The 21,524-nt window shown below is 52.0% G+C and carries 17 protein-coding genes; 11 read left to right on the forward strand and 6 right to left on the reverse strand.

The features are described from left to right. The first annotated feature begins 11 nt into the window (after positions 1–11). The 3 genes from soxR to QUE74_RS25170 all read left to right on the forward strand — a co-directional run bounded on the left by soxR (position 12) and on the right by QUE74_RS25170 (position 4,172). Positions 12–476, forward strand: coding sequence for a redox-sensitive transcriptional activator SoxR (soxR, locus tag QUE74_RS25160; RefSeq protein WP_000412424.1), 465 nt, complete (start codon positions 12–14; stop codon positions 474–476). Positions 477–1,021: 545 nt separating this feature from the next. Continuing rightward, a complete protein-coding gene (gene ghxP, locus QUE74_RS25165; protein WP_000106863.1) occupies positions 1,022–2,371 on the forward strand; it encodes a guanine/hypoxanthine transporter GhxP in 1,350 nt (449 codons plus the stop codon). A 151-nt stretch (positions 2,372–2,522) separates the two neighbouring features. After that, complete coding sequence (locus QUE74_RS25170; RefSeq protein ID WP_000402207.1) at positions 2,523–4,172, forward strand: Na+/H+ antiporter; 1,650 nt, start codon at positions 2,523–2,525, stop codon at positions 4,170–4,172. Positions 4,173–4,339: 167 nt separating this feature from the next. Here the strand turns inward: QUE74_RS25170 and QUE74_RS25175 are convergent, their stop codons facing one another. From QUE74_RS25175 to acs, 4 genes are all read right to left on the reverse strand, one after another. After that, entirely contained in the window at positions 4,340–5,632 is a 1,293-nt protein-coding gene (locus QUE74_RS25175; protein ID WP_001270077.1) for a pentapeptide repeat-containing protein, read from the reverse strand. Between the two features lie 178 nt (positions 5,633–5,810). Then, entirely contained in the window at positions 5,811–7,460 is a 1,650-nt protein-coding gene (gene actP / locus QUE74_RS25180; RefSeq protein WP_000832550.1) for a cation/acetate symporter ActP, read from the reverse strand. Next, positions 7,457–7,771, reverse strand: a complete 315-nt coding sequence (locus QUE74_RS25185; RefSeq protein WP_001014565.1) for a DUF485 domain-containing protein — start codon at positions 7,769–7,771, stop codon at positions 7,457–7,459. Before QUE74_RS25185 ends, actP begins: the two co-directional genes overlap by 4 nt. Before the next feature lie 212 nt (positions 7,772–7,983). Then, positions 7,984–9,942: an acetate--CoA ligase gene (gene acs, locus QUE74_RS25190; protein ID WP_000078199.1), complete on the reverse strand. Its 1,959-nt coding sequence runs from the start codon at positions 9,940–9,942 to the stop codon at positions 7,984–7,986. Positions 9,943–10,333: 391 nt separating this feature from the next. On the opposite strand from acs, the gene nrfA reads away from it, so the two are divergent. The 8 genes from nrfA (at position 10,334) to gltP (ending at position 18,363) form a co-directional block, all read left to right on the forward strand. Next, positions 10,334–11,770, forward strand: coding sequence for an ammonia-forming nitrite reductase cytochrome c552 subunit (gene nrfA, locus QUE74_RS25195; RefSeq protein ID WP_001355082.1), 1,437 nt, complete (start codon positions 10,334–10,336; stop codon positions 11,768–11,770). Between the two features lie 44 nt (positions 11,771–11,814). Beyond that, the gene (nrfB, locus tag QUE74_RS25200) at positions 11,815–12,381 is read left to right on the forward strand and encodes a cytochrome c nitrite reductase pentaheme subunit (protein WP_001355083.1); all 567 of its coding nucleotides are present in this window, start codon (positions 11,815–11,817) and stop codon (positions 12,379–12,381) included. After that, complete coding sequence (gene nrfC / locus QUE74_RS25205) at positions 12,378–13,049, forward strand: cytochrome c nitrite reductase Fe-S protein (RefSeq protein WP_000220281.1); 672 nt, start codon at positions 12,378–12,380, stop codon at positions 13,047–13,049. Before nrfB ends, nrfC begins: the two co-directional genes overlap by 4 nt. Continuing rightward, complete coding sequence (gene nrfD, locus QUE74_RS25210) at positions 13,046–14,002, forward strand: cytochrome c nitrite reductase subunit NrfD (RefSeq protein ID WP_000195167.1); 957 nt, start codon at positions 13,046–13,048, stop codon at positions 14,000–14,002. The genes nrfC and nrfD overlap by 4 nt, the downstream gene beginning before the upstream one ends. A gap of 19 nt (positions 14,003–14,021) precedes the next feature. Continuing rightward, positions 14,022–15,740 carry a heme lyase CcmF/NrfE family subunit gene (locus QUE74_RS25215; protein WP_071533219.1) on the forward strand — a complete coding sequence of 573 codons (1,719 nt, stop codon included), beginning with the start codon at positions 14,022–14,024 and terminating at the stop codon, positions 15,738–15,740. Beyond that, positions 15,733–16,116, forward strand: coding sequence for a heme lyase NrfEFG subunit NrfF (gene nrfF / locus QUE74_RS25220; protein WP_001032539.1), 384 nt, complete (start codon positions 15,733–15,735; stop codon positions 16,114–16,116). The genes QUE74_RS25215 and nrfF overlap by 8 nt, the downstream gene beginning before the upstream one ends. Then, positions 16,113–16,709, forward strand: a complete 597-nt coding sequence (gene nrfG, locus QUE74_RS25225; protein ID WP_000812966.1) for a heme lyase NrfEFG subunit NrfG — start codon at positions 16,113–16,115, stop codon at positions 16,707–16,709. Before nrfF ends, nrfG begins: the two co-directional genes overlap by 4 nt. Before the next feature lie 340 nt (positions 16,710–17,049). After that, the gene (gltP, locus tag QUE74_RS25230) at positions 17,050–18,363 is read left to right on the forward strand and encodes a glutamate/aspartate:proton symporter GltP (protein ID WP_001361135.1); all 1,314 of its coding nucleotides are present in this window, start codon (positions 17,050–17,052) and stop codon (positions 18,361–18,363) included. 191 nt (positions 18,364–18,554) lie between these two features. Here the strand turns inward: gltP and yjcO are convergent, their stop codons facing one another. Both yjcO and fdhF read right to left on the reverse strand, forming a co-directional pair. After that, a complete protein-coding gene (gene yjcO, locus QUE74_RS25235) occupies positions 18,555–19,244 on the reverse strand; it encodes a Sel1 family TPR-like repeat protein YjcO (protein ID WP_000719894.1) in 690 nt (229 codons plus the stop codon). Positions 19,245–19,337: 93 nt separating this feature from the next. Then, a complete protein-coding gene (fdhF, locus tag QUE74_RS25240) occupies positions 19,338–21,485 on the reverse strand; it encodes a formate dehydrogenase subunit alpha (protein ID WP_077627041.1) in 2,148 nt (715 codons plus the stop codon). Positions 21,486–21,524 lie beyond the last annotated feature (39 nt).

Here is a 21,524-nt window from a genome sequence, read left to right on the forward strand (position 1 = left end):
TAAAGCGATTTATGGAAAAGAAATTACCCCGCATTAAAGCGCTGCTAACCCCCGGCGAAGTGGCAAAACGCAGCGGTGTGGCGGTATCGGCGCTGCATTTCTATGAAAGCAAAGGGTTGATTAGCAGTATTCGTAATAGTGGCAATCAGCGGCGATATAAACGTGATGTGTTGCGATATGTCGCAATCATCAAAATTGCTCAGCGTATTGGCATTCCGCTGGCGACCATTCGTGAAGCGTTTGGCGTGTTGCCCGAAGGGCATACATTAAGTGCGAAAGAGTGGAAACAGCTTTCGTCCCAATGGCGAGAAGAGTTGGATCGGCGCATTCATACCTTAGTGGCGCTGCGTGACGAACTGGACGGATGTATTGGTTGTGGCTGCCTTTCGCGCAGTGATTGCCCATTGCGTAACCCGGGCGACCGCTTAGGAGAAGAAGGCACAGGCGCACGCTTGCTGGAAGATGAACAAAACTAAAGCGCCACAAGGGCGCTTTAGTTTGTTTTCCGGTCTTTGTCTTTCTCTCTATCCCGCTGGTACACAGGAGGGTTTCCCCCGACGTCAACACACCTCATTCGAGCACGTGGTGGAGGTTCCGGTTGGTGTTGATGCTTTAATTGTATGTCACCGGCGTTTCTTCGTCAGTGTAAAAGTATACTTTTTAGCCGCAATATTTTTGTCATCTCAGACGATTTTTTATCGCAATCCTGAACGGTATGCGGCTCGATAACGCTGCAATCTTGCGCATCGACGATAACGTTTGCGCATCAATTGCCTGGTTTTTCATCGTCAAGACCATAAAAGAGAAAAAAGCAGCAAACTTCGGTTGAAAAAGCCGCTATGATCGCCGGATAATCGTTTGCTTTTTTTACCACCCGTTTTGTATGCGCGGAGCTAAACGTTTGCTTTTTTGCGACGCACCAAATTGTCGCAAACCTGGAACAGGAAGATAACGTTTCGCTGGCAGGGGAATGTCCGCCACGCATCTTGACGAAAATTAAACTCTCAGGGGATGTTTTCTTATGTCTACGCCATCAGCGCGTACCGGCGGTTCACTCGACGCCTGGTTTAAAATTTCACAACGTGGAAGCTCTGTCCGTCAGGAAGTGGTTGCCGGGTTAACAACGTTTCTGGCGATGGTCTACTCGGTTATCGTCGTTCCAGGCATGTTGGGTAAAGCGGGCTTTCCGCCTGCGGCAGTTTTCGTTGCGACCTGTCTGGTTGCCGGACTCGGTTCTATCGTGATGGGGTTGTGGGCTAATCTGCCGCTGGCGATTGGTTGCGCTATCTCCCTGACGGCGTTTACCGCATTCAGCCTGGTACTGGGGCAACATATTAGCGTACCTGTCGCGCTGGGTGCCGTGTTCCTGATGGGTGTGCTGTTTACGATAATTTCTGCCACGGGTATCCGTAGCTGGATTTTGCGCAACTTGCCGCACGGTGTGGCGCACGGCACGGGGATCGGTATCGGTCTGTTCCTGCTGCTGATTGCTGCTAATGGTGTCGGTCTGGTGATTAAAAACCCGCTTGATGGTCTGCCTGTTGCGCTGGGTGATTTCGCGACCTTCCCGGTGATTATGTCACTGGTAGGTCTGGCTGTGATCATTGGCCTGGAAAAACTGAAAGTCCCCGGTGGCATTCTGCTGACCATTATCGGTATCTCAATTGTCGGTTTGATCTTCGATCCTAACGTCCACTTCTCTGGCGTTTTCGCCATGCCTTCATTGAGCGATGAAAACGGCAATTCACTGATTGGCAGCCTGGACATTATGGGCGCGCTGAACCCTGTGGTTCTGCCGAGCGTGCTGGCACTGGTGATGACTGCTGTTTTCGATGCCACCGGAACCATCCGGGCCGTCGCGGGCCAGGCAAACCTGCTGGATAAAGACGGGCAAATTATCGACGGCGGGAAAGCACTGACCACCGACTCCATGAGCAGTGTTTTCTCTGGTCTGGTGGGGGCAGCACCGGCAGCGGTATACATCGAGTCTGCGGCGGGTACAGCGGCGGGCGGAAAAACCGGTCTGACGGCTATCACCGTTGGCGTGTTGTTCCTGCTGATTCTGTTCCTCTCTCCACTCTCTTACCTCGTTCCTGGGTACGCAACGGCTCCGGCGCTGATGTACGTGGGCCTGCTGATGCTGAGCAACGTGGCGAAAATCGACTTTGCTGATTTTGTTGATGCGATGGCGGGTCTGGTTACGGCGGTATTCATCGTGCTGACCTGTAACATCGTAACAGGCATCATGATCGGCTTCGCGACTCTGGTGATTGGTCGTCTGGTTTCCGGCGAATGGCGCAAGTTGAACATCGGTACGGTCGTTATCGCCGTGGCGCTGGTGACCTTCTATGCGGGCGGCTGGGCTATCTAAGCTTTAATAAGATTCTGAAAACGGGTGGCAATGGCTGCCCGTTTTTATTTTCTCCGCACATTGTGTGAGCTTTTGCGATATTCTGAAAAAATGAGAATTCAGGCATAACGCCTTTCTCAGATCATAAAAAAACATCGCAAACAGGGAACGCATGGAAATCTTCTTCACCATACTGATAATGACCCTCGTGGTCTCGCTGTCCGGGGTGGTCACTCGTGTCATGCCCTTTCAGATCCCGCTTCCGCTTATGCAAATCGCCATCGGTGCGCTACTGGCGTGGCCGACGTTTGGTTTGCATGTGGAGTTTGATCCTGAACTCTTTTTAGTCTTGTTTATCCCGCCGTTGCTGTTCGCAGATGGCTGGAAAACGCCGACCCGTGAATTTCTCGAACATGGTCGGGAGATTTTCGGCCTCGCGCTGGCGCTGGTGGTGGTCACCGTGGTTGGCATTGGCTTCCTTATTTACTGGGTGGTGCCGGGCATTCCGCTGATTCCCGCCTTTGCGCTGGCGGCGGTGCTTTCTCCGACCGATGCTGTGGCGCTTTCCGGTATTGTTGGCGAAGGGCGCATCCCGAAAAAAATCATGGGTATTTTGCAGGGCGAAGCGTTGATGAATGACGCCTCCGGCCTGGTGTCATTAAAGTTTGCTGTGGCAGTGGCGATGGGGACGATGATCTTCACCGTCGGCGGTGCAACGGTGGAATTTATGAAAGTGGCAATAGGCGGTATTCTCGCCGGTTTTGTGGTGAGCTGGCTGTATGGTCGTTCGCTGCGATTCCTCAGCCGCTGGGGCGGTGATGAACCCGCGACGCAGATTGTACTGCTGTTCCTGCTGCCATTCGCTTCTTATCTGATTGCCGAACATATTGGCGTTTCCGGTATTCTTGCTGCGGTTGCCGCCGGGATGACCATCACCCGCTCCGGTGTAATGCGCCGTGCGCCGCTGGCGATGCGCCTGCGCGCAAACAGCACCTGGGCGATGCTGGAATTTGTCTTCAACGGCATGGTATTCCTGCTGTTAGGTCTGCAGTTGCCGGGTATTCTGGAGACGTCGCTGATGGCGGCAGAAATCGACCCTAACGTCGAAATCTGGATGCTGTTTACCGATATCATTCTGATTTATGCGGCGCTGATGCTGGTCCGTTTTGGCTGGCTGTGGACGATGAAAAAGTTCAGCAACCGTTTTCTGAAGAAGAAGCCGATGGAGTTTGGTTCGTGGACCACACGAGAAATCCTGATTGCGTCTTTTGCCGGGGTGCGTGGGGCGATCACACTAGCCGGTGTGCTCTCTATCCCGCTGCTCTTGCCGGATGGCAACGTCTTCCCGGCGCGCTATGAGTTGGTGTTCCTGGCGGCTGGCGTCATTCTCTTCTCGCTGTTTGTCGGCGTGGTGATGTTGCCCATTTTGCTGCAACACATTGAAGTCGCAGACCATTCGCAGCAGTTGAAAGAGGAGCGTATTGCGCGAGCGGCAACGGCAGAAGTGGCGATTGTGGCAATCCAGAAAATGGAGGAGCGTCTGGCGGCGGATACCGAAGAGAATATCGATAACCAGCTGCTCACGGAGGTCAGTTCTCGCGTCATTGGTAACCTGCGTCGTCGCGCCGATGGACGTAACGACGTTGAAAGTTCCGTGCAGGAAGAGAACCTTGAGCGTCGCTTCCGTCTGGCGGCATTGCGTTCTGAACGTGCTGAACTGTACCACCTGCGCGCCACGCGGGAGATCAGCAATGAAACGCTGCAAAAATTATTGCACGATCTCGATTTGCTTGAAGCGTTGTTGATTGAGGAAAATCAGTAAGCCGAAAGCGACGTAACCAGGCCCGAGGTAATCTGAAAAAGGTGCAATCTTTTGCACCTTTTTCAGATTACCTCGGGCTAACATTCATGATTCTAAAATAAATAAGTCAGAAGTCCGTGAGTATCTCTCTTTTAAAGTCAATTCATTGGCTATTCTTCGGCTTAATCTCAATCTGCGTATTGCATAGTATCTTCAGTGGTATTCATAGACACTTCCTGAATATTATGCTCAGTTTGTGACATGCCAGTATGAGTGGCACAATCCTCTTCAAAGAGTTGCTGTAGTGTTATCAGGATATCACTATTAATGGGAATATTATCCTCCCCACGGAGAATGGATATGCCCATTCCCTGGACGATAGCCTCATCGAAATTAACCCGATAGAAACGGGTATTAAACATCCAGGCTTTTGTTAAAATAGAACAGTTGAAATGGCAATTGCTTAAATTGGCATTATTAAAATTAGCATTAGCCATATTAGAATCGGTACATATAACCATTTCGAGGAACGTATTTGTCAGCCGCGTAAAAAAGAGTTTGCTATTAATTAAGTTTATATTCTGGAGGGTTGCTTTGTTCAGGTTGACGCGAGAAAGATTAGCATGTTCAAAGTTAATTAAATCGAGTTTAGAGAAACTAAGGTCGGCTCTAAATAAATTAACATATGGCGCTATTACTTTATAAAGATTCACCTCAGCCATGTACGCCATATAAAAATTTGAATAGTCAAGGAAGGTATTTTTAATTTTAGCTCTAATCATTGTTGCATTGAAGAATTCAACATGCATAGCGGAGCATGCATTTAGAGTTCCGTCAGTCATTTTTATCTGAGCGAAATTTGAGTCATCGAGAATACAATTATCAAAAATTATTTTTTCCATTATGGCAAAATTAAAATTCGTTTGATACATATTACAGCCCTGGAAAATAGCATTTTGTAGTCTGCAACCTGCAAAATCCGAATTGGATAAATCTTCATCTTTAATCCTGATACCTTTCAGGCTAAGGTGTGAAAAATCGTAACCACCATTTACTGTCTGTGGGATTTCGATAGTATTATTATGGACAGTGACATTATTTATAAAATACACTACCTTAATTGACACTTCCTTATCTTTATTAAGGTAAACTCTTCTCGTAATTCTATCGTCATATTTATTACTTGCATATAAAGCTATATCTATAAAATATTTATGAATTTTCCTGTCAGTTTCTTTAGTGATTTTTCCTGATGGTAAAGTATCATAAGTTCTTTTCATTTTCTGAATCAAGCCTATCACTTTTTCATGATCATCCATTTTGAAAAGAGAGAGGGCTTTATTGTCAATTAACGTGTCTTTATGATGTTTGCTATAATTATCTGATTTTGTTTCCTTTGTATGTGATGGACTTGTGACAGGGTGGTTATCGTTAATCAGGCAAAGAGGGAAAAACATATTATTTAAACCATTATAGCGCATAAAATATCCTTATAATTAACAAGAAAGAAAAGGCATATTCTCTGCATTATCATTTTCTACGACTGTCAAAAATCGCTCATTTTTTTAATGAGTTTATTTGTTTAATATTATGGGAAAAGATGATGCATATTGGAGAGGAAGAGTATTCCCCGGTCAGACGACCGGGGAAGGGGAGAGATTAATGCGCGCGGCCTTGCTCAACGCCAAAGCCGGTCTGGGAACGGATAAACTGCGCACGGAACAGTTCACGCTCGCGCGCACCTTCCGCTGAGTTATCGGTTGCCGAGAAGAACCATATGCCGAGGAATGCCACACTGATAGAGAACAGCGCCGGGTATTCGTACGGGAAGATGGCTTTTTCGTGACCGAGGATCTGTACCCAAATGGTAGGGCCGAGAATCATCAGTACCACTGCGGTAATCAGCCCCAGCCAGCCTCCCATCATCGCGCCACGGGTGGTCAGTTTCGACCAGTACATGGAAAGCAGAATGATCGGGAAGTTACAGCTCGCCGCGATGGCAAACGCCAGGCCCACCATAAATGCGATGTTCTGATTCTCAAACAGCACGCCGAGGATAATGGCAATCACGCCGAGGATCAGCACGGTGATTTTCGATACCCGTAGCTCTTCACGTTCGGTCGCACCTTTTTTGAAGACGTTAGCGTACAGGTCATGCGAAACCGCAGAAGCACCCGCCAGCGTCAGTCCCGCAACCACCGCAAGAATGGTGGCGAAAGCAACCGCTGAAATAAAGCCGAGGAACAGGTTGCCGCCCACAGCATTGGCCAGGTGAACTGCCGCCATGTTGTTACCACCAATCAGATGGCCCGCCGCGTCTTTATATTCCGGATTCGCACCGACCAGCATGATCGCACCAAAGCCGATAATAAAGGTCAGGATATAGAAGTAGCCCATAAATCCGGTGGCGTAGAACACGCTCTTACGCGCTTCTCGGGCATCGCTGACCGTAAAGAAACGCATCAGAATGTGCGGTAAGCCAGCCGTACCAAACATCAGCCCCAGACCCAGCGACAGCGCGGAGATAGGATCTTTCACCAATCCGCCCGGCTTCATGATATCGACACCTTTCGGGTGTACCGCCATCGCTTCGCTGAACAGATTGTTGAAGCTAAAGCCGACGTGTTTCATCACCATAAAGGCCATAAAGCTGGCACCAAACAGTAACAGCACAGCTTTGATAATCTGTACCCAGGTGGTCGCCAGCATACCGCCGAACAGGACGTACATCATCATCAGCACGCCGACCAGCACTACCGCAATGTGATAGTTAAGGCCAAACAGCAGTTCGATGAGTTTACCTGCGCCTACCATCTGAGCGATAAGGTAAAGCGCCACCACCACCAGAGAACCACAGGCCGAAAGAATACGGATAGGCCCCTGTTTCAGGCGGTACGAGGCTACATCGGCAAAGGTGTAGCGACCGAGGTTACGCAGACGTTCGGCAATCAGGAACAGAATGATCGGCCAGCCCACCAGGAAGCCCAGCGAGTAAATTAAGCCGTCATAGCCGGAGGTAAACACCAGCGCGGAGATCCCCAAGAATGAGGCAGCGGACATATAGTCCCCGGCAATCGCCAGCCCGTTCTGAAAACCGGTGATATTGCCGCCTGCGGTGTAGTAGTCATTACGCGAACGTACGCGTTTTGACGCCCAGTAGGTAATGCCGAGCGTAAACACGACGAAAATCAGGAACATAATAATCGCCTGCCAGTTCGTTGGCTGGCGCTCTACGGCCCCGCTAATAGCATCCGCGGCGTTAGCTGCGAAAGGGAGTGTGGCGGCAAGCGCCGTCAGAACTCTTTTCATGATGCTTGTACCTCATGCAGGACTTCATTATTAAGACGGTCGAATTCGCCGTTCGCCCGCCAGATGTAGATACCAGTGAGAACAAAGGAGATCACAATTACTCCAACACCAATCGGAATACCGCGTGTGACGCTGGTGTTCGGATTCAGCGGAGTGCCCAGCCAGCCGGGCGCGAAGGCGATCAGTAAAATAAAGCCGATATAAACTGCCAGCATAATAATCGACAGGATGGTGGCAAACCGTTGCCGTTTTTCGACTAACTCCCTGAAATGCGCATTGTCTTCTATCCGCTGATAAATAGTGCCATTCATCACAGATTCTCCAGAGGTAATGTAGGGATTGTTTTAATTCCCGCGCCCTTATGGGAGCGGGTTAACGCCCAGGTAACCCTTGCCTTATGTAGGCCGGATAAGGCGTTATACGCCGCATCCGGCAATCAATGCCTGATGCGACGCTGTCGCGTCTTATCAGGCCTACAAATCGTTTCCGACTTGTTGCCCGGATCGCATCCGGCAATTGAGAGTTACGAGGGCATCGCGATAGCCTGCTTCTCTTCAAGCAGCTTCTCGACAACGCCAGGATCGGCAAGCGTCGAGGTATCGCCCAGGTTGCTGGTATCGCCCGCCGCAATTTTGCGCAGAATACGGCGCATAATTTTGCCGGAGCGGGTTTTTGGCAGGGAGTCGGTCCAGTGCAGCACGTCTGGCGTTGCCAGCGGGCCAATCTCTTTACGCACCCAGTTGCGGACTTCTGCGTACAGTTCTGGTGACGGTTCCTCCCCGTGATTAAGCGTGACGTAGGCGTAGATCGCCTGACCTTTAATATTGTGCGGAATACCCACGACAGCGGCTTCGGCAATCTTCGGATGCGCCACCAGCGCCGACTCAATCTCCGCTGTTCCCAGACGGTGACCCGAGACGTTCAGCACGTCGTCCACACGCCCGGTGATCCAGTAATAGCCATCTTCATCACGACGCGCGCCGTCGCCGCTGAAATACATATTTTTGAAGGTGGAGAAGTAGGTCTGTTCAAAGCGTTCGTGATCGCCAAACAATGTACGCGCCTGACCAGGCCAGGAGTCGGTGATCACCAGGCTGCCTTCGGTAGCCCCTTCCAACGGGTTACCTTCGTTATCGACCAGCGCCGGTTGCACGCCGAAGAACGGACGCGTTGCAGAACCTGCTTTTAGCTCGGTAGCACCAGGCAGTGGTGTGATCATGAAACCGCCGGTTTCGGTCTGCCACCAGGTGTCGACTACCGGACATTTCTCGTTGCCGATCTTCTTCCAGTACCACTCCCACGCTTCCGGGTTGATTGGCTCGCCTACGGAACCGAGAATGCGCAGCGACGAACGGTCAGTGCCTTCGATCGCTTTATCGCCTTCTGCCATCAGCGCGCGGATCGCCGTGGGCGCGGTATAGAGAATATTGACCTGATGCTTGTCCACCACCTGGGCCATACGGGCAGGCGTCGGCCAGTTCGGTACGCCTTCAAACATCAACGTGGTCGCGCCGCAGGCCAGCGGGCCATACAGCAAATAACTGTGTCCGGTAACCCAGCCCACATCGGCGGTGCACCAGTAGATATCGCCAGGATGATAATCAAAGACATATTTAAAGGTCAGCGCCGCGTACACCAGATAACCGCCGGTAGTGTGCAGCACGCCTTTCGGCTTACCGGTAGAACCGGAGGTATAGAGAATAAACAGCGGATCTTCGGCGTTCATCTCTTCCGCCTGGTGCTGATCGCTGGCTTGCTCAACCAGGTCGTGCCACCAGAGGTCGCGCCCTTCCTGCCAGTCAATTTTTCCGCCAGTACGCTTCAGTACCACCACATGTTCAATGCTGGTGACGTTCGGGTTTTTCAGCGCGTCATCAACGTTTTTCTTCAGCGGAATACTACGCCCGGCACGCACGCCTTCGTCGGAAGTGATCACCAGTCGTGAGTTAGAATCGATAATGCGTCCGGCAACGGCTTCCGGCGAGAAGCCGCCGAAAATTACCGAATGCACCGCGCCAATGCGGGCGCAGGCCAGCATTGCGACCGCAGCTTCCGGCACCATCGGCATATAAATCGCCACCACGTCACCTTTTTTAATGCCCAGCCCGAGCAGGGTATTGGCGAAGCGGCAGATGTCGCGGTGCAGCTCTTTATAGCTGATATGTTTGCTCTGGCTGGCGTCGTCGCCTTCCCAGATGATGGCGGTACGATCGCCGTTTTCTTGCAGATGGCGGTCAAGGCAGTTTGCCGCCAGATTCAGCGTGCCGTCCTCGTACCATTTAATGGACACATTACCGGGGGCAAAGGAGGTGTTTTTCACCTTCTGGTACGGTTTGATCCAGTCGAGAATTTTTCCCTGTTCGCCCCAGAAGGTATCTGGTGCGTTAATAGATTGTTGATACATCGCCTCGTACTGCTGAGGGTTTATCAGGCAACGGTCTGCGATGTTGGCAGGAATGGTGTGTTTGTGAATTTGACTCATGCTTTTGTTCTCCTTGTAGGATGTTAATAATATGTGGCATAAGCGTTAAATGTAGGGGTATTGGCAGTTTTGTTTAGTATTTGGGCGACAGATCACGCAAAAGTAGAATTGTGCAAATAAACGGCAGGGTAATTTTTGAAGGCCACCAACAAAAGTTGATTAATTCTTTGAGGAACATGCAGTTATGCATGCTATTGAAAAAGAGGAAAATACTGACTAACTCTAAAGTGGTATTTTACATGCACTTACAATTGATTAAAGACAACATTCACAGTGTGGTTATTTGTTACACATAGGAGCGAGCAATGTCATGGCAGTGTAGGTGCGGTTACTGTCGTGAAAACAATAAAAACCGCCATTGCAACAATGGCGCAATTCGGATGAAGCCCCTATGACAAGGATAAAAATAAACGCACGCCGTATCTTCAGCTTGTTGATTCCTTTTTTCTTTTTCACTTCTGTTCACGCTGAACAAACGGCCGCTCCCACGAAACCTGTAACCGTGGAAGCGAAGAATGAAACCTTCGCTCCGCAGCATCCCGATCAATATCTCTCCTGGAAAGCCACCTCGGAACAGTCAGAGCGTGTTGACGCCCTGGCGGAAGATCCACGACTGGTGATTCTGTGGGCGGGGTATCCTTTCTCGCGCGATTACAACAAGCCGCGCGGACATGCCTTTGCGGTAACCGATGTTCGTGAAACCCTGCGTACCGGTGCGCCGAAAAACGCTGAAGATGGTCCGCTACCGATGGCATGCTGGAGTTGTAAAAGCCCGGATGTGGCGCGTCTGATCCAGAAAGACGGTGAAGATGGCTACTTCCACGGTAAATGGGCGCGCGGCGGCCCGGAAATCGTCAACAACTTAGGTTGTGCCGATTGCCATAACACTGCCTCACCAGAGTTCGCCAAAGGCAAACCGGAGTTAACCCTTTCCCGTCCGTATGCGGCTCGCGCGATGGAAGCCATTGGTAAACCTTTTGAGAAAGCCGGACGCTTCGACCAGCAATCGATGGTTTGCGGTCAGTGCCATGTGGAGTATTACTTCGATGGCAAAAACAAAGCCGTTAAATTCCCGTGGGATGACGGCATGAAAGTCGAAAATATGGAGCAGTATTACGACAAAATTGCCTTCTCTGACTGGACTAACTCCCTGTCGAAAACGCCAATGCTGAAAGCGCAGCACCCGGAATATGAAACCTGGACAGTGGGCATTCACGGCAAAAACAACGTGACCTGTATCGACTGCCATATGCCAAAAGTGCAGAACGCTGAAGGCAAACTCTACACCGACCATAAAATTGGTAATCCGTTTGATAACTTCGCCCAGACTTGTGCGAACTGCCATACCCAGGACAAAGCTGCCCTGCAAAAAGTGGTCGCGGAACGTAAGCAGTCGATTAACGACCTGAAAATCAAGGTTGAAGATCAACTGGTTCACGCTCACTTCGAAGCGAAAGCGGCGCTGGATGCAGGCGCGACGGAAGCCGAAATGAAACCGATTCAGGACGATATCCGTCATGCTCAGTGGCGTTGGGATCTGGCGATCGCTTCCCACGGCATTCATATGCACGCACCGGAAGAAGGTCTGAGGATGCTCGGTACGGCGATGGATAAAGCGGCGGATGCGCGCACCAAACTGGCGCGCCTGCTGGCGACCAAAGGCATCACCCATGAAATCCAGATCCCGGATATCTCAACCAAAGAGAAAGCCCAGCAGGCCATTGGCCTGAACATGGAACAAATCAAGGCTGAGAAGCAGGACTTTATCAAAACGGTGATCCCGCAGTGGGAAGAGCAGGCACGTAAAAACGGTCTGTTAAGCCAATAACCCCGTTCCGCCTCGCAAGGGGCGGAAAACACAATGGAGTGAATATGAGCGTATTACGTTCGTTATTAACTGCCGGGGTGCTGGCGTCGGGCCTGTTGTGGAGCCTGAACGGAATTACCGCTACCCCTGCGGCGCAGGCATCTGGTGATTGCTACGAAGTTACCCAGCAGCGTAACCCGGATGCCGCCTGTCTGGACTGTCATAAACCAGATACCGAAGGTATGCATGGCAAACATGCTTCTGTTATCAACCCAAATAACAAACTGCCGGTCACCTGCACCAACTGTCACGGCCAGCCATCACCGCAACACCGCGAAGGGGTGAAAGATGTGATGCGCTTTAACGAGCCGATGTACAAGGTTGGAGAGCAGAACAGCGTCTGTATGTCCTGCCATCTGCCGGAACAGTTGCAAAAAGCGTTCTGGCCGCACGATGTCCACGTAACCAAAGTGGCGTGCGCCAGCTGCCATTCCCTGCATCCACAGCAAGATACGATGCAGACGTTAAGTGACAAAGGACGGATTAAGATTTGCGTCGATTGCCACAGCGATCAGCGCACCAATCCGAACTTTAACCCGGCGTCTGTTCCGTTGCTTAAGGAGCAGCCATGACCTGGTCTCGTCGCCAGTTTCTCACCGGCGTCGGCGTGCTGGCAGCCGTCAGCGGCACCGCAGGACGCGTGGTGGCGAAAACGTTGAATATCAATGGGGTGCGTTACGGCATGGTGCATGACGAGTCGTTATGCATCGGCTGTACTGCCTGTATGGATGCTTGTCGGGAAGTGAACAAGGTGCCGGAAGGCGTCTCGCGCCTGACAATTATTCGTAGCGAGCCGCAGGGCGAATTTCCTGATGTGAAATATCGCTTCTTTCGTAAGTCTTGCCAGCACTGCGACCATGCACCGTGCGTTGACGTCTGCCCAACGGGTGCGTCTTTTCGCGATGCTGCCAGCGGGATTGTCGATGTTAACCCGGATCTCTGCGTCGGTTGTCAGTACTGCATCGCCGCCTGTCCGTACCGTGTGCGCTTTATCCATCCGGTCACGAAGACGGCGGACAAATGCGATTTCTGCCGTAAGACCAATTTGCAGGCCGGTAAGCTCCCCGCGTGCGTTGAGGCTTGCCCGACGAAGGCGCTGACGTTTGGCAATCTGGACGATCCCAACAGTGAGATTTCACAACTGCTACGCCAGAAGCCCACTTACCGCTACAAGCTGGCGCTGGGAACCAAACCGAAGCTGTACCGCGTACCGTTTAAATACGGGGAGGTGAGCCAATGACGCAGACTTCCGCATTTCATTTTGAATCGCTGGTGTGGGACTGGCCGATTGCCATCTACCTGTTTTTGATTGGTATTTCTGCCGGTCTGGTGACGCTGGCCGTGCTGTTACGTCGCTTCTACCCGCAGGCGGGCGGTGCAGACAGTACGTTGCTGCGCACCACGCTGATTGTCGGGCCTGGCGCGGTGATCCTCGGTCTGTTGATCCTCGTCTTCCACCTGACAAGACCGTGGACCTTCTGGAAGCTGATGTTCCACTACAGTTTTACCTCGGTGATGTCGATGGGGGTGATGCTGTTTCAGCTCTACATGGTGGTGCTGGTGCTGTGGCTGGCGAAAATCTTTGAACATGATTTGCTTGCCCTGCAACAACGCTGGTTGCCGAAGCTGGGGATCGTACAAAAGGTTCTGAGTCTGCTGACGCCCGTTCATCGCGGACTGGAAACATTGATGCTGGTGCTGGCGGTGCTGCTGGGGGCTTATACCGGCTTTCTGCTGTCGGCGCTGAAATCATATCCGTTCCTCAATAACCCGATCCTGCCGGTGCTATTCCTCTTCTCCGGCATTTCGTCCGGTGCGGCGGTGGCGTTGATCGCTATGGCGATACGCCAACGCAGTAACCCGCATTCCACGGAAGCGCACTTTGTTCACCGTATGGAAATCCCTGTGGTATGGGGCGAAATCTTCCTGCTGGTGGCGTTTTTCGTCGGTCTGGCCCTGGGCGATGACGGTAAAGTGCGTGCGCTGGTGGCGGCATTGGGCGGCGGTTTCTGGACGTGGTGGTTCTGGCTTGGTGTCGCCGGGCTGGGGCTGATTGTGCCAATGTTGCTCAAACCGTGGGTCAATCGCAGTTCCGGGATTCCTGCCGTGCTGGCGGCGTGTGGGGCCAGCCTGGTCGGGGTGTTGATGCTGCGCTTTTTCATTCTCTACGCTGGGCAGTTGACGGTGGCGTAAGCCAGAAAAGAGGTGGTTTCTGGACGTATTCCTTCCTGAAGTCGGTTTTCTGGCGTTGTTGTTAAGTCTTGGGGTCAACGTGTTGACCCCGTTGACAACCTTTGCGGGAGTGCGGTTGCGCTGGCCTGCCATGATGCGACTCACTTGCATCGGCACTCTGGCGCAGTTCGCGCTCCTGCTGCTCGCCTTTGGCGTACTGACGTATTGTTTTCTCATCAGCGATTTCTCGGTCATTTATGTCGCCCAACATAGCTACAGCCTGCTGTCGTGGGAACTCAAACTGGCGGCAGTGTGGGGAGGGCATGAAGGTTCGTTGCTACTTTGGGTGCTACTCCTTTCCGCGTGGAGTGCGCTGTTTGCCTGGCATTATCGGCAGCAAACCGATCCGCTATTTCCGCTGACGCTAGCCGTTTTATCTCTCATGCTCACCGCACTGCTACTGTTTGTGGTGCTGTGGTCCGATCCGTTTGCGCGGATATTTCCGCCAGCAATCGAAGGTCGCGATCTCAATCCGATGCTGCAACATCCCGGTCTTATCTTTCATCCGCCGCTGCTTTATCTCGGCTATGGTGGTTTGATGGTGGCGGCGAGTGTGGCGCTGGCGAGTCTACTGCGCGGTGAGTTTGATGCTGCCAGCGCCCGAATTTGCTGGCGTTGGGCACTACCAGGCTGGGGGGCATTAACTGCGGGGATCATCCTTGGTTCCTGGTGGGCCTATTGCGAACTGGGCTGGGGCGGCTGGTGGTTCTGGGACCCGGTGGAAAACGCCTCTTTATTACCCTGGCTTTCTGCCACTGCGCTGCTGCACAGTTTGTCCCTGACACGCCAGCGGGGGATTTTCCGCCACTGGTCGCTGTTACTGGCGATAGTTACTCTGATGCTGTCGCTGCTGGGCACCTTAATTGTCCGCTCTGGCATTCTGGTTTCGGTTCATGCGTTCGCACTGGATAACGTCCGCGCCGTGCCGTTGTTCAGCCTGTTTGCGTTGATTAGCCTTGTGTCTCTGGCTCTGTATGGCTGGCGAGCGCGGGACGGTGGCCCGGCGGTGCATTTTTCGGGGTTATCGCGGGAAATGTTAATCCTCGCTACGCTGTTGCTGTTTTGCGCAGTGCTACTGATCGTGCTGGTGGGAACGCTTTATCCGATGATTTACGGCCTGCTGGGCTGGGGACGCCTCTCCGTTGGCGCGCCGTATTTTAACCGCGCGACGTTACCGTTTGGTCTGTTGATGCTGGTGGTGATTGTGCTGGCGACGTTTGTCTCTGGCAAACGCGTGCAGCTTCCGGCGCTGCTGGCGCATGCGGGTGTGCTGTTATTTGCCGCGGGGATCGTGGTTTCAAGCGTCAGCCGTCAGGAGATCAGCCTGAATTTACAGCCGGGTCAGCAGGTGACTCTGGCAGGATATACCTTCCGTTTTGAGCGCCTCGATCTGCAAGCCAAAGGTAATTACACCAGCGAAAAAGCGATAGTGGCGCTGTTTGACCATCAGCAACGCATTGGTGAACTGACGCCGGAGCGGCGTTTTTACGAAGCACGTCGTCAGCAAATGATGGAACCGGCAATTCGCTGGAACGGCATCCATGACTGGTATGCGGTCATGGGCGAGAAAACCGGACCGGATCGTTACGCTTTTCGTTTGTATGTACAACGCGGTGTGCGCTGGATCTGGGGGGGAGGATTGTTGATGATTGCGGGCGCATTGTTAAGCGGATGGCGGGGGAGGAAGCGCGATGAATAAAGGGCTTCTCACGCTACTGCTGTTATTTACCTGTTTTGCGCGCGCTCAGGTTGTAGACACCTGGCAATTCGCCAATCCGCAACAACAGGAACAGGCGTTAACTATTGCCAGCCAGTTACGTTGTCCGCAATGCCAGAATCAGAACTTACTGGAATCCAATGCGCCGGTGGCAGTCAGTATGCGCCATCAGGTTTACAGCATGGTGGCGGAGGGGAAAAGTGAAGTCGAAATCATTGGCTGGATGACCGAACGCTACGGAGATTTTGTTCGCTATAACCCACCGTTAACCGGTCAGACGCTGATGTTGTGGGCGCTGCCAGTGGTGTTGTTACTGCTGATGATACTGATCCTCTGGCGGGTAAGGGCGAAGCGATGAAACAGCCTCAAATACCGGTGAAAATGCTGACAACACTCACGATATTTATGGTATTTCTCTGTGTCGGCAGTTATCTGTTAAGCCCAAAATGGCAGGCGGTACGTGCGGAGTATCAGCGTCAGCGCGATCCGCTACATCAGTTTGCCAGCCAGCAAACCCCGGAAGCGCAGCTTCAGGCATTGCAGGATAAAATCCGCGCTAATCCACAAAACAGCGAACAATGGGCGTTACTGGGCGAGTATTATCTGTGGCAAAACGATTACAGCAATTCGCTGCTGGCGTACCGTCAGGCGTTGCAACTACGTGGTGAGAACGCTGAACTGTATGCGGCGCTGGCGACGGTGCTGTATTACCAGGCCAGCCAGCATATGACCGCCCAGACTCGCGCAATGATCGACAAAGCCCTCGCGCTGGACTCTAACGAAATCACCGCTCTGATGCTGCTGGCTTCCGATGCGTTTATGCAGGCGAACTACGCGCAGGCCATCGGATTATGGCAAAAAGTGATGGATCTCAACTCACCCCGGATCAACCGGACACAGCTGGTCGAGTCGATTAATATGGCGAAATTGTTGCAGCGAAGATCGGATTAATCATTTGGTGATGAAGATTATGTTATTGAGCTGCATAAAAAACAATCGAATGAACATATACCAAAAATAATCACCAATCAGTATTATTGCAGATTAAACAAATAAAAATCTTTCCATAACAAATGGTTATTCATTAATCCTACCATAAACTCGCGTTATTATGCATTAATGCAGCGAAAAGCTCTGTTGTTAAAGGGTTGCGCAACATACCGCGCAAATGATACTGATTATAAGCGTTAAAAAAATCTACAAACCAACGCAACACAATTCATGCCCTGGCAGTATGTCACGTTCTCGCGTTTCTGAACGGGAACGGCGCTCCATTGAGGAAGTTATTCTGATGAAAAATATAAAATTCAGCCTGGCCTGGCAGATTCTGTTTGCTATGGTGCTGGGCATTCTCCTGGGAAGCTACCTGCACTACCATAGCGACAGTCGCGAATGGCTGGTCGTCAATTTGCTCTCTCCGGCGGGTGATATCTTCATCCATCTGATCAAAATGATTGTTGTGCCGATTGTGATCTCCACGCTGGTGGTGGGTATTGCGGGTGTTGGTGATGCCAAACAGCTCGGGCGTATTGGCGCGAAAACCATTATCTATTTCGAGGTGATCACCACTGTCGCCATCATTCTGGGGATCACCCTGGCGAACGTCTTCCAGCCCGGTGCCGGGGTGGATATGTCGCAGCTGGCAACCGTCGATATCTCGAAATATCAGAGCACTACAGAAGCGGTACAGAGCAGTTCCCACGGTATTATGGGCACGATTTTGTCTCTGGTGCCGACGAATATTGTGGCGTCGATGGCGAAAGGCGAAATGTTACCGATCATCTTCTTCTCGGTACTGTTTGGTCTGGGGCTTTCCTCCCTGCCCGCAACGCATCGTGAACCGCTGGTGACCGTGTTCCGCTCCATCTCTGAAACCATGTTTAAAGTGACTCACATGGTGATGCGTTATGCGCCAGTGGGTGTGTTTGCGCTGATTGCGGTGACGGTGGCTAACTTTGGTTTCTCGTCTCTGTGGCCACTGGCGAAACTGGTGCTGCTGGTGCATTTCGCCATTCTGTTTTTCGCGCTGGTAGTGCTGGGAATTGTGGCGCGCCTGTGCGGGTTAAGCGTCTGGATCCTGATTCGTATTCTGAAAGATGAGCTGATTCTGGCGTACTCCACTGCCAGCTCTGAAAGCGTGCTGCCGCGAATTATTGAGAAGATGGAAGCCTATGGTGCACCGGCGTCGATCACCAGTTTCGTGGTGCCGACCGGTTACTCTTTTAACCTTGATGGTTCGACGCTGTATCAAAGTATTGCCGCTATTTTCATCGCGCAGTTGTATGGCATTGACCTGTCCATCTGGCAGGAAATCATTCTGGTGCTGACGCTGATGGTGACCTCGAAAGGGATTGCTGGCGTGCCGGGCGTGTCGTTTGTGGTGTTGCTGGCAACGCTGGGCAGCGTAGGGATCCCGCTGGAAGGTCTGGCGTTTATTGCCGGTGTTGACCGTATCCTCGACATGGCGCGTACTGCGCTGAACGTGGTGGGTAATGCGCTGGCGGTGCTGGTGATTGCCAAGTGGGAACACAAATTTGACCGTAAGAAAGCGCTGGCTTATGAGCGCGAAGTGCTGGGCAAATTTGATAAAACTGCGGATCAATAATTGAGGATTGCCGGGGACATACACCCGGCAATGTGTGGATGCCTGATGCGACGCTTGCCGCGTCTTATCAGGCCTACGCCAGACTGCGCAATAGCTTGATTTAGGGTGATTTTGTAGGTCGGATAAGGCGTTTACGCCGCATCCGACATCAATGCCTGATGCGACGCTTGGCGCGCCTTATCAGGCCTACATTAACCGTTAGTTAATTTTTCAAACTCTTCACACCCGGTATCAAACCCTTCCATACAGCTCAGGTTCAGCCAGTGCAGCGCCTTCTGTTTGTTCTTCTCGATAAAACCTTCTTCACCATTTAAGAACATCATTCCCGCCCAGTACTCGGAATAACCGGTTCGTGAAATCGCAGAGCTGCGTTTGAAATACCAGGTTGCCTTCTCATCGTCGGCCTTAATGCCCACGCCGTTAGCGTAAATCAAACCAAGCAGCATCTGAGCATCGACGGCGGAGTCGTTCTCCAGATCTTCAGAGGCGTTTTCTAACAGCGAAATCGCCTTTGGATAATCCGGTTTACCCGCTTGCGTATTTACCAGAATATGCGCCAGCGTTACTTCACCTTCTTTACTGCCCGCTTGCGCCGCTTTCTCTGCAAGAACTTTTGCTTGTGGATAGTCCAGACTGACCGGATTGGTGATTTTGATCTGCGCTAACAGCGCGCAGGCATCAGCATCACCGCTGTCGGCGGCTTTCTGTGCCCAATATTCGGCTTTGCTCAAATCGCCGGAGCTAAACCAGCTGTCGGCAAGAAAATATTGTGCGCGTCGGTCTCCAGCCTCTGCAGCCTTGAGATACTGACTGCCAGGCTCGGAGCCGTTCGCATGGGCAAAGAATGTCAAAAACAACATCAATGCGATAATTTTTTTCATTTTGATAATACGATTGGGTAGGGAGTGACCAGTATAAAGAGTTCGAATGGATAAAAAAACAGCCTCCGACAGGAGGCTGTAGAAAGGACTGTATTACGCCAGTGCCGCTTCGCGCAGGCGAGTTTTCAACTTGTTGTACTCGTCAATCACGTACTGCTCGGCGGCGCGCTGATCGGCGATCGGCTCGACGCGCACGGCGCAGTATTTGTATTCCGGCGTTTTCGTAATCGGGCTTAAGTTTTCGGTAACCAGCTCGTTACAGGCACCAATCCACCACTGGTAGGTCATGTAAATCGCCCCTTTGTTCGGACGATCGCTGACCTGCGCACGGGTGATAATTTTGCCTTTACGCGAGTGCACCCAAACCAATGCCTCATCTTCAATACCCAGACGTTTGGCGTCTTCGGTATTGATTTGTGCGTAGCCTGGTTCATCAGCCAGCGCCGCCAGTGCCGCACAGTTACCGGTCATCGAACGGCAAGAGTAGTGACCGACTTCACGCACCGTTGACAGTACCATCGGATACTCGTCGGTGAGTTTGTCGATTGGCGCTACCCAGTCGCAGGTGAAGAACTGCGCCAGACCGTTCGGAGTATCAAACTTCTCTTTAAACAGATAAGAAGTCCCCTGATCGGCATCTGAAGTATCGCGGCAAGGCCACTGAATGAAGCCCAGTTCGCCCATTTTCTCGTAAGTCGCACCGTAGAAATCCGGGCACAGATGACGCAACTCATCCCAGATCTCCTGGGTGTTGTTGTAGTGCATCGGATAACCCATACGGGTGGCGATTTCACTGATAATCTGCCAGTCCGTTTTCAGATCCCATTTCGGTTCAACTGCTTTGAAGAAACGCTGGAAGCCACGGTCAGCCGCAGTAAACACGCCTTCATGCTCGCCCCACGACGTTGACGGTAAAATGACATCCGCCGCCGACGCGGTTTTGGTCATAAAGATGTCCTGAACGATGACCAGTTCCAGATCTTCAAAAGCTTTACGTACTGCCGACAGTTCCGCATCCGTTTGCAGCGGATCCTCGCCCATAATGTACGCGGCGCGCACTTCGCCATGCGCTGCGCGATGCGGTAGCTCGCTGATGCGATAACCGGTATGTGCAGGCAGGCTCTCTACGCCCCAGGCTTTGGCGAATTTCTCGCGGTTAGCCGGATCTTTCACGTACTGGTAGCCAGGGTAAGTATCTGGCAGCGCGCCCATATCGCAGGCCCCCTGCACGTTGTTTTGACCACGAACTGGGTTTACCCCCGCATGCGGCTTACCGAGGTTACCGGTCAGCATCGCGAGGCTGGTCAGAGAACGTACGGTTTCCACGCCCTGATAGAACTGGGTAACACCCATGCCCCACAGAATGGCTGCGCTTTCCGCCTGGGCATACATCCGCGCTGCCTGACGAATCTCACTGGCGCTAACGCCGGTGATATCTTCAACCGACTCCGGCGTGTAGCCTTCAACGATTTTACGATACTCTTCAAAGCCTTCTGTACGGGAAGCGACGAACGCTTTGTCGTACAGATTTTCTTCAATAATGACATGGCCCATCGCATTCAACAGCGCGATATTCGAGCCGTTTTTCAGTGCAATGTGCATGTCAGCAATGCGCGCGGTTTCAATTTTGCGCGGATCGCAGACGATAATTTTCGCCCCGTTACGTTTAGCGTTAATTACGTGATTCGCCACGATAGGGTGGGAATCCGCCGGGTTGTACCCGAAAACGAACACTAAATCGGTATTATCAATTTCGTTAATAGCATTGCTCATTGCGCCATTACCGACCGATTGGTGCAGACCTGCAACCGATGGGCCGTGTCAGACACGAGCGCAGCAGTCAACGTTATTGGTACCAATAACGGCGCGCGCAAATTTTTGCATTACATAGTTGGTTTCGTTACCCGTACCACGCGAGGAGCCGGTCGTCTGGATGGCATCCGGACCGTACTTCTCTTTGATGGCGCTCAGGCGCTCGGCAACGTAATTCAGTGCCTCATCCCAGGAAACAGGTTCGAGTTTGCCGCCACGCTGGCGACGGATCATGGGGGTTTTCAGGCGCGGGGTCAGGATCTGGGTATCGTTAATGAAGTCCCAGCCATAATAACCCTTCAGACACAGGGTACCCTGGTTGGTTTTCCCCTGCGCTGCCTCCGCCCGGACGATTTTGCCGTTATCGACGACCAGGTTGATTTTGCAACCTGATGCGCAATAGGGGCAAACCGTGACGACTTTTTTCATCGGTCTCGCTCCAGTTAATCAAATCACGCATACGCGCTC

Origin of the sequence: Escherichia sp. 10290, assembly GCF_030295155.1 — a bacterium.
Lineage (GTDB): Bacteria > Pseudomonadota > Gammaproteobacteria > Enterobacterales > Enterobacteriaceae > Escherichia > Escherichia coli_F.